This is a genomic window from Streptomyces sp. B21-083, from assembly GCF_036898825.1.
Taxonomy (GTDB): domain Bacteria; phylum Actinomycetota; class Actinomycetes; order Streptomycetales; family Streptomycetaceae; genus Streptomyces.
On sequence record NZ_JARUND010000002.1, the window covers coordinates 3,570,911 to 3,582,734 of the forward strand.

8 protein-coding genes are annotated in these 11,824 nt (G+C 68.8%); 1 reads left to right on the forward strand and 7 read right to left on the reverse strand.

Features of this window, described 5'->3' with window-relative positions; genetic code table 11:
* Positions 1-21: 21 nt before the first annotated feature.
* From QA861_RS39925 to QA861_RS39950, 6 genes are all read right to left on the reverse strand, one after another.
* Positions 22-1,272, reverse strand: a complete 1,251-nt coding sequence (locus QA861_RS39925) for a sarcosine oxidase subunit beta family protein (RefSeq protein WP_334593746.1) — start codon at positions 1,270-1,272, stop codon at positions 22-24.
* A gap of 144 nt (positions 1,273-1,416) precedes the next feature.
* A complete protein-coding gene (locus tag QA861_RS39930; protein ID WP_334593747.1) occupies positions 1,417-3,864 on the reverse strand; it encodes a GcvT family protein in 2,448 nt (815 codons plus the stop codon).
* 366 nt (positions 3,865-4,230) lie between these two features.
* Positions 4,231-5,220 carry an ABC transporter substrate-binding protein gene (locus QA861_RS39935; protein ID WP_334593749.1) on the reverse strand — a complete coding sequence of 330 codons (990 nt, stop codon included), beginning with the start codon at positions 5,218-5,220 and terminating at the stop codon, positions 4,231-4,233.
* A 13-nt stretch (positions 5,221-5,233) separates the two neighbouring features.
* Positions 5,234-7,255: an ABC transporter permease gene (locus QA861_RS39940; protein WP_334593750.1), complete on the reverse strand. Its 2,022-nt coding sequence runs from the start codon at positions 7,253-7,255 to the stop codon at positions 5,234-5,236.
* Positions 7,252-8,361, reverse strand: coding sequence for a quaternary amine ABC transporter ATP-binding protein (locus tag QA861_RS39945; protein ID WP_334593752.1), 1,110 nt, complete (start codon positions 8,359-8,361; stop codon positions 7,252-7,254). The genes QA861_RS39940 and QA861_RS39945 overlap by 4 nt, the downstream gene beginning before the upstream one ends.
* A 20-nt stretch (positions 8,362-8,381) precedes the next feature.
* A complete protein-coding gene (locus tag QA861_RS39950; RefSeq protein ID WP_334593753.1) occupies positions 8,382-9,851 on the reverse strand; it encodes an aldehyde dehydrogenase family protein in 1,470 nt (489 codons plus the stop codon).
* 284 nt (positions 9,852-10,135) lie between these two features.
* Here QA861_RS39950 and purU point away from each other — a divergent pair, with 284 nt between their 5' ends.
* Complete coding sequence (gene purU / locus QA861_RS39955; RefSeq protein ID WP_334593754.1) at positions 10,136-11,017, forward strand: formyltetrahydrofolate deformylase; 882 nt, start codon at positions 10,136-10,138, stop codon at positions 11,015-11,017.
* 502 nt (positions 11,018-11,519) lie between these two features.
* Here the strand turns inward: purU and QA861_RS39960 are convergent.
* Positions 11,520-11,747 (reverse strand): hypothetical protein, encoded by a 228-nt coding sequence (locus QA861_RS39960; protein WP_334593755.1) that lies wholly within the window; start codon positions 11,745-11,747, stop codon positions 11,520-11,522.
* Positions 11,748-11,824 lie beyond the last annotated feature (77 nt).

An 11,824-nucleotide genomic window follows, 5' to 3' on the forward strand; every position in this document is an offset into this window, starting at 1 on the left:
GTTCGGCTCCCTTGGGGATCCCTAGTGGGCCACCGCGGCCGCGCCGTGCTCGTCGACGAGCGCGCCGGTGGTGAAACGGTCGAGCGAGAAGGGGGCGTTGAGGGGGTGGGGGCTGTCGTGGGCGATCGTGTGGGCGTAGACCCAGCCGACGCCCGGGGTGGCCTTGAAGCCCCCGGTCCCCCAGCCGCAGTTGAGGTAGAGGTTGTCCACCGGGGAGAGGCCCACGATCGGTGACGCGTCGGGGCTCACGTCCACGATGCCTCCCCAGGTGCGGAGAACGTGCGCCCGCGCGAAGACCGGGAACAGTTCCAGGGCCGCCGCCATCTGTTCCTCGATGATGTGGAACGCCCCGCGTTGCGTGTACGAGTTGTACGAGTCGATGCCCGCGCCCATCACCAACTCGCCCTTGTGCGCCTGGCTGACGTAGACGTGCACGGCGTTGGACATCACCACGGTCGGGTGCACGGGTTCGAGGAGTTCGGAGACCAGCGCCTGCAACGGGTGGCTCTGGAGCGGGAGTTCGATGCCCGCCATCGCCGCCAGGACCGAGGTGTGGCCCGCCGAGCACAGGGCCACCTTGCCCGCCGCGATCGGACCCAGGGTCGTCTGGACCCCGACCACCCTGCCGCCGACCACGTCCAGGCCGGTGACCTCGCAGTTCTGGATGATGTCGATGCCGGCCGCGTCCGCCGAGCGGGCCAGGCCCCACGCCACGTGGTCGTGCTTGGCGATGCCCGCGCGCGGCTGGTAGGTGCCGCCCATCACCGGATAACGCACGTCCGGTGAGGTGTTGACGATCGGGCAGACCTCCTTGACCTGGTCCGCGTCGAGCCACTCCGCGTCCACGCCGTTCAGGCGGTTCGCCTCCACCCTGCGCACACTGTCGCGAACGTCCTGGAGGCTGTGAGCCAGGTTCAGCACTCCGCGCTGGGAGAAGAGGATGGGGTAGTCCAGCTCCTCCTCCAGGCTCTCCCACAGCTTCAGCGCGTGCTCGTAGATGCCGGCGCTCTCGTCCCACAGGTAGTTGGAGCGGATGATCGTGGTGTTGCGGGCCATGTTGCCGCCCGCCAGCCACCCCTTCTCCAGCACGGCGACGTTGGTGATGCCGTGGTTCTTCGCCAGGTAGTGCGCGGTGGCGAGGCCGTGTCCGCCGCCGCCCACGACGATCACGTCGTACGAACGCTTCGGCTCGGGCGTACGCCACAGCCAGTCGGGATGCTCCGGCAGTTCGGCGCCTGGGGTACGGGGGCTGCCGGGAGTACGGGGGCTCATCGCGCGTCTCCGCCTTCTGGGTCATCTGCGGCAAGTTGACTGGGGGCGGGCGAAGCCCCCCAAAGGGGCGCGGGGAACTGCGCGACCAGCCACGACGGCGCCGCGGCGAACCGACAACCCGACACCGCCCCTCCAGCGGAGCGCCTACCCACGGAGGCGGGACATCGTCGGGTCGAACAGGGGCTCCTCGGCGACCACGGCCGCCACCCGCTGGTCGAAGTAGCCGATGTGCAACGTCGTTCCAGGGACGGCCAGTTCGGCCGGGAGCCAGGCGTACGCGATGCCCTTGCCGATCGTGTAGCCGTAGGCGGCGCTGGTGACGTAGCCGACGGCACGGTCCCCCTCGTAGACCGGCTCCTTGCCCATCACCACCGACCTCGGGTCCTCGATGGTCAGGCAGGTGAGCTTCCGGCGTACGTCTGCCTTACGGCGTTCCAGTGCCGCCTTGCCGACGAAGTCGCCCTTGTCGAGCTTCACGGCGAAGCCGACGCCGGCCTCGTACGGGTCGTGCTCGTACGTCATGTCGGTGCCGAAGGAGCGGTAACCCTTCTCCAGGCGGAGGCTGTTGAAGGCGCCCCGGCCTGCCGCGATGCCACCGAGCGGCTGCGCCGCCTGCCAGAGGGTGTCCCAGAGTTTCTGGCCCTGGTCGGCCGTCGTGTAGAGCTCCCAGCCGAGTTCGCCGACGTACGACAGGCGCATCGCCGTCACCGGGACGCTGCCGATGTAGGCGTGCTTGGCGCGGAAGTACTTCAGGCCGTCGTTGGAGAAGTCCTCGTCCGTCAGGGGCTGGAGGACCTTGCGGGCCAGCGGCCCCCACAGGCCGATACAGCATGTGCCGGGGGTGATGTCACGGACCTGGACCGTGCCGTCGGCCGGGAGGTGGCGGGTGAACCAGTCGAGGTCCAGGTTGCCGTTGGCGCCGACCTGGAAGAGGTCGAGGCCGAGGCGGGCCACGGTGACGTCGCTGCGGATGCCGCCGTCGTGATCCAGGAGCAGGGTGTACGTCACCGAGCCGACCGACTTGGCGACCTTGCTGGTCGTGAGGCCCTCCAGGAAGTCGGCGGCACCGGGGCCGGTCACCTCCAGGCGCTTGAGGGCCGTCATGTCGTACATCGCGACCGTCTCGCGGGTCGCCTGGGCCTCGGCGCCGACGATCGGCGACCAGTACCGGGCCGCCCAGTCGCCCGGGGTCGGCACCGAACGCCCTTCCACCAGGGGGGCGTTGGCCTCGTACCACTGCGGGCGCTCCCAGCCGTTCGCCTCCAGGAAGAAGGCGCCCAGTTCCCGCTGACGGGTGTGGAAGGGACTGGTGCGGATCGGGCGCGGGTCCCCCGACGGCTGCAGCGGATGCAGGATGTCGTAGACCTCGACGAAGTTCTGGCAGTCGCGGGCCAGGACGTACTCCGGGGCGAGCTGGTGCGGCTCGAAGCGGTTGAGGTCGCACTCGTGCAGGTCGAAGGACGAGCAGAAACCGTCGACCAGCCACTCGGCCATCGCCCGGCCCACGCCCGCCGAGTGGGTGACCCACACGGCCTCGGCGACCCAGAAGCCCTTGACGTCCTGGGACTCGCCGAGGAGGGGGAAGTTGTCGGTGGTGAAGGAGAACAGGCCGTTGATGCCCTCCTCGACCTTCGCGTCCTTCGTGGACGGGAGGAGGGACCGCGTCTCCGTCCAGGCGTCCGCGAAGTCGTCCTCGGTGAACTTCAGGACCGACGGCATGGAACCTGCCGCGTCCGCCTCGCCGAACGAGAGGATGTCGTCGGCCGAGATGGGCATCGGGCGGTGGCCGTAGTAGCCGATGCCGATGGCGTCGTAGCGGTCGCGGTAGTAGAGGTCGGCGTCCTGGTGGCGCAGGATCGGGCGGACCGCCTCCTCCGTCTGGCCGGCGAGGGCCGGGACCGGGCCGGTCCAGGCCAGTTGGTGGGCCAGGGGCGTGAGGGGGAGGTTCAGGCCGGCCATGCGGGCGATCTTCGGGCCCCAGATGCCGGCACAGCACACGACGATGTCGGCCGGGATCTCGCCCTGGTCCGTGACGACTCCGGTGACACGGCCGTCCGTCTGCTGGACGTCCAGTACCTCGTGGCGGGGCAGGAAGGTCACGCCCCGTTCGGTGGCCCGGCGGATCTGCGCCTCGACGGCGAGGACCGCCTTGGCGAGGCCGTCGGTGGGGACCAGGAGGCCGCCCAGGACCCGGTCGGGGTTCAGCAGCGGGTGCTGTTCCGCGCACTCTTCGGCGGTCAGGAGGCGGGACTCGATGCCCCAGGCCGTGATCCAGCCGTGGCGGCGGTGCAGTTCCGTGAGGCGCTCGGGGGTGGTGGCCACTTCGAGGCCGCCGACCTGGAGGAAGCAGGGCTTGCCGTCGACGTCCAGGGAGCAGAACTTCTCGACGGTGTAGCGGGCCAGCTCGGTCATCGTCTTGGACGAGTTCGTCTGGAAGACCAGGCCGGGTGCGTGCGACGACGATCCCCCGGTGGCGGGCAGCGGGCCCTGGTCGACCACGGTCACTTCGGTCCAGCCTCGCGCGGAGATCTCGTCCGCGAGTGCCGCGCCGACGACGCCCGCTCCGATGATGACCACTCGGGGTCCCGCCATCGCCGCACCTCCGGTTGAAAACCAGTCCAGGCCCTCAGTGTCAGTTGCTGTCTACGCAACATGACTCAGGTTGCGCAACTCAATGTGCCTGCCGGGCAGGTGGGTGTCAAGAGGTTCCGAGGGTGATGGACGGGGTCGGTATGTCAGCCCGTCTGGGGTCCCCCCTCTGGGGGAGTTTGAGGACAAGGCCCGTTCAGGGCCGTAGCGGGGGTTCGGGGGCGCAGCCCCCGATGGGGGTCCCCCTCTGGGGGAGGGACGGGCAGGGGCGGCGGGGGCGAGACACGGCAATGCCCGGCAGGCGGTGCGCAGGTACGCGCACCGCCCACCGGGCATTCATGCTCAGCACATTTCAGGACGCCTCAGGCCTCACTTGATCCAGGCGTCGACCTTCGCCCTGTTGGCGTCAACCCACTTCTTCGCCGCCGCCTCCGGGGTCATCTTGTCCTCGGCTATGTACTTGGCCACGGTGTTCTGGTCGTCGTTCGTCCAGGTGAAGTTCTTGACCAGGTCATAGGCGGGGCTGCCCGACTTGGCGAACTTGGCACTGACGATCTTGTCGAGCTTGTACACGGGGTAGTCGCAGGCGATCTTCTCCGCGTCGGCGTCGCAACCCGCCTTGTAGTCAGGCAGCTTGACCTTGACGAGGGGCACCTCGGCCATGAACCACTGGGGCTCGTAGAAGTAGCCGATCACCCATTCCTTGTCCTTCTCGGCCTTGCGGAAGGCCTGGATGAGCGCGGTCTCGCTGCCCGCGTACACCACCTTGAAGTCCAGCTTCAGGTTCTTGACCAGCGCCTCGTCGTTGGTGACGAACGACGGGTCGCCGTCGAGGAGTTGGCCCTTGCCGCCCGACTCGGAGGTCTTGAACTTCGCCGCGTACTTGTCGAGGTTGTTCCAGTCGAGGATGTCCGGGTGGGCCTTGGCGAGCCACGGCGGCACGTACCAGCCGATCAGGCCTTCGTTGCCGGTCGGGCCGACCTCGACAGCCGTCTTCTGGTCGGTGATGTACTTCTTCTTCAGGTCGTCGTGACCCCAGTTCTCGATGACGGCGTCGACCTCGCCCGTCCCGAAGCCCTGCCAGGCGATCTCCTCCTTCAGGTCCTTCTTGGTGACCTTGCAGCCGAGGTTCTTCTCCGCGACGTACGCGACGACCGCCGCGTTCGCCTCGTAGCCGACCCACGGGTTGACCGCGAGGTTGAAGGTGCCGCACTTCCCGGAGGACCCCGCGGACCCGGCGGAGGTGTCGGAGCCCGAGGAGGTGTCACCGACCTTCGCGCCGCCGCAGGCGGTGAGGGTGAGGGCGAGGACGGCCATGCCGGCCGCGCCGACTCTCCACTGTGTTGCTTGCCTTGCCATGGTGGTTAGCTCCTTACGCGCCTGCACGCCGCGCCGCTGCCTGAGTGATCCGGTCGAACATGACTCCGAGAAGGACGATGGCCAGCCCCGCCGCCAGCCCCTTCCCGTACAGCTGCCCCTGCGAGAAGCCGGCCACGACGTCGTAGCCGAGGGCGCCCGCGCCTACCAGGCCGCCCACAACAACCATCGACAGCACGTAGATCAGACCCTGGTTGGTGGCCAGGGTCAGAGCGCTGCGTGCCATCGGCAGCTGGACCTTGGTGATGATCTGCCAGGTGTTGCACCCGGCGGAGGTGGCCGCCTCCACGGTGGTCGCGGGCACGTTCCGTATCCCGTCCGCGATGATCTTCATGGCGACGGGGGCCGCGTAGACGATGGCCGCGACGATCGCCGTGAAGCGGGTCGCGCCGAACAGGGCGAGGAACGGTACGAGGTAGACGAACGGCGGCATGACCTGCGCCGCGTCGAGGGTGGGCCGGATCAGCCGGTCGGCGAGCTGGCTGCGGCCCATCCACACACCGACGACGACGGCCAGCAGTATCGTCATGACCGTGGCGACGAGCGTGGACGCCAGGGTCGTCATGCTGTCCGACCAGACACCGGTGGCGACCAGCAGCCCCACGCACACGGCCGTGGTGACCCCGGACCGCCAGCCGCCCAGCACCACCGCGAGCCCGACCAGGACCGCGCCGACGAGCCACCAGGGCGAGTCGGTCAGCAGGGTCTGGAACGGGTTGAGCAGGCCGTTGGTGAGGGCGTCGCGGAACGCGTTCGTCAGGCCCGACAGGTTGTCCTGCACCCAGGTGCTCGCGGTGTCGGCGCCACTCGCGACGGAACTGCCGACGCTGCCCTCGCCGGGGAACTCCGCCGCCCATACGTAGGTGTGCGACAGATAGACGAGGACGGCGGTGACGGCCGCTCCCGCGACCACCAACTGCCGCCTGTACGCGAGGAGTCGGCCGCCCGAGCGCCGGGCGGCCTCCTCGCGTCCGCTCGCGGCGGTCGTGATGCGGTCGAGGACGATGGCCATGACGACGATGGCGAGGCCCGCGTTGAAGGCCGTACCGACGTCGAGCGACTGGAGGGCCTGGAAGACGGTCTTGCCGAGGCCGGGCGCGTCGATCAGGGCGGCGATGGTGACCATGGCGAGGGCGGCCATGATGGTCTGGTTGACGCCCATCACGACGGTCCGCTTCGACATCGGCAGCAGGACCTTCAGCAGCGACTGCCAGCGGGTCGCGCCCAGCGAGTCCGCCGCCTCAACGGTGGTCTCCGGCACGGACCGGATGGCGTGCGCGGTGATCCGGATCGCCGGCGGGGCCGCGTAGACGACGGTGGCGATGACGGCGGAGGCGCCGCCGATGAGGAAGAAAAGGGTCAGCGGGGCGAGGTAGACCATGGTGGGCATCGTCTGCATGAAGTCCAGGAACGGCGTCATGATCTTGTTGACGCGGCCGGACAGCCCCGCCCACACGCCCAGCGGGATCGCGAACAGCAGCGCCACGAACACCGCCGACAGCGTCAGCGCCAGGGTGTCCATGCTCTCCTGCCACAGCCCCTGCAGCCCGAAGAAGACGAACCCGGCGACGGTCAGCAGCGCCACCCGCCAGTTGCCCACCGCCCAGGAGACGAACCCGGCGATGCCGACGACCCCGAGCCAGCCGATCTGCGGCAGGGGACGGGAGTCGGACGGCTGGGAGATCAGGTGCTGGACGAGGGTCACCAGGTTGTCGATGACCAGGCGGATCTCGTTGAAGAAGTAGAGGAAGAGCGGGTTGGAGTTGCGGTCGGCGCCGATCGAGTCGTTGACGTCGTTCAGCCACCGGTGCAGCCCGGTGAGGTCCGCCGCCGCGAGCGTCAGGGTGTTCGTGCCGCGCAGTACGGCGAACAGCACCAGCCAGACGACGAGGATCGCCCCGACCACCATGCGCCGGCTGACCCGTCGTACGGCCGCGACGGGCCGCGCGGTCTCGGGTGCCGCGTCCTGCGGTTGCGGCGGCTCCGGTACCGGGGGTTTCTCCATGGCGACGGTCATCGCACGTCGCCTTCCTGCGCCTGTCCCTGTCCTTGCCCGGCGACGACCGCGAGGATCTCCTCGTCGCCGACGATGCCGAGCAGCTTGCCGTTCTCGACGACCTTGACCGGCTTCTCGGCGGCGAGGACGGCCCGGGTGGCCTCCCGCACGACGACGTCCGGACCCAGCTCGGGACCGTCGAGGGCGTCGCCGTCCACCGCCGGGCGCATGATCCAGCGCAGGGTGAGGACGTCGGCGCGCGGCACGTCCTTCACGAACTCGCGTACGTAGTCGTCGGCGGGAGCGCCCACCAACTCGTCGCCCGTCCCGCACTGCACCATCTTGCCGTCGCGCATGATGAGGATGCGGTCGCCGAGTTTGAGCGCCTCGGAGAGGTCGTGGGTGATGAACACCATCGTCTTGCCGACCTCGTGATGCAGCCGGATGACCTCGTTCTGCATGTCACGCCGGATCAGCGGGTCGAGCGCCGAGAACGGCTCGTCGAAGAGCAGGACTTCCGGGTCGCCCGCCAACGCCCTTGCCAGGCCCACGCGTTGCTGCATACCGCCGGAGAGCTGGTCGGGGTAGGAGTTCTCGTACCCGGAGAGCCCGACGAGTTCGACGACCTCCAGGGCCCGCTTCATACGCTCGGCCCTGCCCATCCCCCGTATCTCAAGCCCGAAGGCGACGTTGTCGACGACACGCCGATGGGGCAGCAGCCCGAAGTGCTGGAACACCATGGAGAACTTCTCGCGGCGCAACTGGCGCAGCCGCTTCTCGTCGGCGTCGCGGATGTTCTCGCCCTCGAAGACGATCTCGCCGGCGGTGGGCTCGATCAGCCGGGTGAGACATCGGACCAGGGTCGACTTGCCGGAGCCCGACAGCCCCATGACCACGAACACCTCGCCGGGCGACACGTCGAAGTCGATGTCGCGTACGGCGGCCGTGCATCCCGTACGGTCCATCAGCTCGCGTCGGGTGAGCCCACACAGCTCCTCCGACTCCGGCACCCGGTCGGCCTTCGGCCCGAACACCTTCCACAGGCCGCGCACGGAGATGACCGGCGTGCCGTCCGAGTCCTGGGACGTGCCGCGCCGCTGCGGCACCTCGGTCTGTACTGGGGTCACGATCGACCTCTTTTCGGCGTTCAGCCGCGGAACCAGTGCTGCGGCCGGGGTTGGATGTTCTGCCAGATGTGCTTGGGCTCTCGGTACTCGTCCAGGCCGCTCGGTCCCAGCTCCCGGCCCACACCCGAGTGTCCGAAACCGCCCCATTCCGCCTGCGGTACGTAGGGGTGGTAGTCGTTGATCCACACGGTGCCGTGGCGCAGCGCCCGGGCGACCCGCTGGGCCTTTCCGGCGTCCTGCGTCCAGACGGCGCCCGCGAGTCCGTACTCGGTGTCGTTGGCGATGCGTACGGCGTCGTCCTCGTCCCTGAAGCGCTCGACGGTCAGTACGGGCCCGAAGGACTCCTCGTGCACCACGCGCATGTCCTGCGTGCACTCGTCGAGGACGGTGGGCGGGTAGTAGTGGCCGCCGGCGAGCGCGGGATCGTCCGGCCGCTCACCGCCGCAGCGCAGCACGGCACCTTCGGCGAGCCCGGCGGCGACATACGCCTCGACTTTCTCCAGGTGCTGGGCGGAGATCAGGGCGCCGGTCTCGGCCTCGGCGTCGAAGGGCCCGCCGAGCCGGATCCGCCGGGCTCGCCGCACCACCTCGTCCACGAACCGATCGTGGAGGGAATCCTCGACGATGAGCCGCGCACCGGCGGAACAGACCTGCCCGGAGTGCAGGAAGACGGCGGTGAGGGCGAAGTCGACGGCCGCCTCGAAGTCGGCGTCGGCGAACACGACGTTGGGGTTCTTGCCGCCGAGTTCCAGCGCCACCTTCTTCACGCCGGCGGCGGCGGTGGCCATGACGCGCTTGCCGGTCTCCAGGCCGCCGGTGAAGGAGACCATGTCGACGGCAGGGTCCTCGGAGAGCGGAGCGCCCACCTCGGGCCCGGCACCGAGGACGAGGTTGCCGACTCCGGCGGGGAGTCCGGCCTCCGCCAGCGCCTTCATCAGCAGGATGGAGGTGGAGGGGGTGAGTTCGCTGGGCTTGAGGACGAAGGTGTTGCCGGCGAGGAGGGCCGGAGCGACCTTCCAACTGGCTTGCAGGAGAGGGTAGTTCCAAGGGGTGATCAGCCCACACACCCCGACGGGCTCGTAGACGACGCGACTGATGGCGTCGTCCCGCCCGGTGTCGATGACGCGGCCGGCATCCGTACCCCCGATCCCGCCGTAATGACGGAAGCAGGAGACGACGTCGGCGATGTCGTACTCGCTCTCCACCAGCCGCTTGCCGGTGTCCAGCGACTCGGCGCGGGCGAACTCCTTGGCGTCGCGCTCCATGATGCCGGCGGTGCGCAGCAGCAGTTGGCCGCGCTCCCGCTCGGGGGTACGCGGCCAGGGTCCTGTGTCGAAGGCGCGGCGGGCGGCGGCGATCGCGGCCTCGGCGTCGGGACGTGTCGCCTCCGAGACGGTGGCGGCGAGCCTGCCGTCAGCGGGACATCGGATTTCGCGGCGGCCACCGGCCACCGGCTCCCGCCATTCACCGTCCACATACAGGTCTGCCACGCGCCAAGCCTTTCAACAGAAATTCGTTGCGCATCGTGCACCCAATTGCTTGTGGTGGAACACCCTCGCGAATGTGCGGACATACGTCAAGTGGTTGGCGGATGACGATTTCGACAGGGCCTCACCAGGAGTCCGCCAGGACTCATGCATGTGCCCATCAGGGACTCGTCAGGGACTGATCAGCGGCCGGCCACGGGGCTCCACCCTTGACCGGAGCGGCCACCGAGCCGACCATGTTGCGTATCGCTCACCATGTTGTGCAATACGCACCAACGGAGGCCGACGTGTCCCCTAAGTTTCCTCGACCGGTAGCTGGCAGTGAGTACGTCCTCACCCTCTCGTGCCCCGACAGCTCGGGGCTGGTCCACGCCGTGAGCGGCTTTCTCGTCCGGAACTCGGGAAACATCCTGGAGAGCCAGCAGTTCGATGATCGACTCCAGGGCCGTTTCTTCATGAGGGTCCACTTCGACGTTTCCGATCCGAACGCGGACCTGGAAATCCTGCGTTACCGATTCGGTCCCGTCGCCGAGGCCTACGGCATCTCCTGGACCCTGCGGGACGCGTCGACCCCGACCCGGACCCTGATCATGGTGTCGAAGTTCGGCCACTGCCTGAACGACCTCCTGTTCCGCCGCCATACCGGTGGCCTGAACATCGAGATCCCGGCGATCGTCTCCAACCACCGCGACTTCGAGAGCCTGGCGGAGAGCTACGGCATCCCCTTCCACCACATCCCGGTGACCCGGGACACCAAGCCGGAGGCGGAGGCAAGGCTGCTGGAGCTGGTCCGGGACCTGGACATCGATCTGGTGGTACTGGCCCGCTACATGCAGGTCCTCACCGACGACCTGTGCAAGGAGCTGGAGGGACGGGCGATCAACATCCACCACTCCTTCCTCCCCAGCTTCAAGGGCGCCCGCCCGTACGAGCAGGCCTACGACCGCGGGGTCAAGCTCGTCGGCGCGACGGCCCACTACGTCACATCCGACCTGGACGAGGGCCAGATCATCGAGCAGGACGTAGTACGGGTGGACCACTCACTCGACCCCGGCGAACTCGTGACAGTGGGCCGGGACGTGGAGGCCCAGGTCCTGGCCCACGCGGTGAAGTGGCACAGCGAGAGCAGGGTGATGGTGGAGGGCAGCCGGACGGTGGTTTTCCGCTGAGCGGGTTGTATACGGGTGTCACCCACCCACCCACCCGTCTCGGCATGCTCCCCAGGCGCCCTCGGACATCCCTGCGCCGGGGTCCAACACTGAACGCCGATCCACTCAGCCCTCTCTCCCACCCGCCCACCCCAACCGCTTCTCCAGCACAGGCCCGGGGCATATCGGGCCGCCCGGCACTCGAGAGACACCGCCGCGTTGGGGAGGTTGCGGATGCGTTCCAGCGCGGTCCCCAGCCGCTGGGGTCCGCCCAGGTGGACTCCCGGGTGGGTCGGTCCACTCGGCGGACGCCAGGGCCCATGGGCCAAGGTGTCTCGCAGGATCGGGCCGGTCGGGATTGCGGCCGCCTCCCACGCGTCGTGGCCGGCCTGCGCAACCTCGCCACCGGCATCCACCGCCAGGACGGCCACACCAGCATCGCCGCAGCCCTACGCCACACCGCCCGCGACTGTCGCAGGGCGACCCGCCCAGGGTTCTTTCAGCGTAGGTACTCGCTACTCGGTTACCGGACCGCCCTCTTCACATCAAGCTCCACTGCGGCCCGCATCGCGCCCTGCTCTTTCGCGTGCTCGGTGACCGCGGCCTGTACGTCTCGGGCGAGGTCGCGCCATGCCTGCCACGCGGTCTCGTAGGCGGGCGGGTCGCCCTGGTCGCGTAGGGCTTGCACAGTCGCGTGCGCCTGGTCGGCGGCGCGTTGCTTCTCCAGGAGTTCTTCGAAGGTGTGTGTCACGTAAGGACCTTAAGACGTGCACCAGTGAGTCCCTCGCCGCGACCTGCGCAGCAAGGGACTCGCTCGACTCCTTCGCG

What these genes read in the sequence shown, in the direction of transcription:
- QA861_RS39925 (WP_334593746.1), bottom strand. Translation starts at nt 1,272, where the DNA reads ATGAGCCCCCGTACTCCCGGCAGCCCCCGTACCCCAGGCGCCGAACTG.
- QA861_RS39930 (WP_334593747.1), bottom strand. Translation starts at nt 3,864, where the DNA reads ATGGCGGGACCCCGAGTGGTCATCATCGGAGCGGGCGTCGTCGGCGCG.
- QA861_RS39935 (WP_334593749.1), bottom strand. Translation starts at nt 5,220, where the DNA reads ATGGCAAGGCAAGCAACACAGTGGAGAGTCGGCGCGGCCGGCATGGCC.
- QA861_RS39940 (WP_334593750.1), bottom strand. Translation starts at nt 7,255, where the DNA reads ATGACCGTCGCCATGGAGAAACCCCCGGTACCGGAGCCGCCGCAACCG.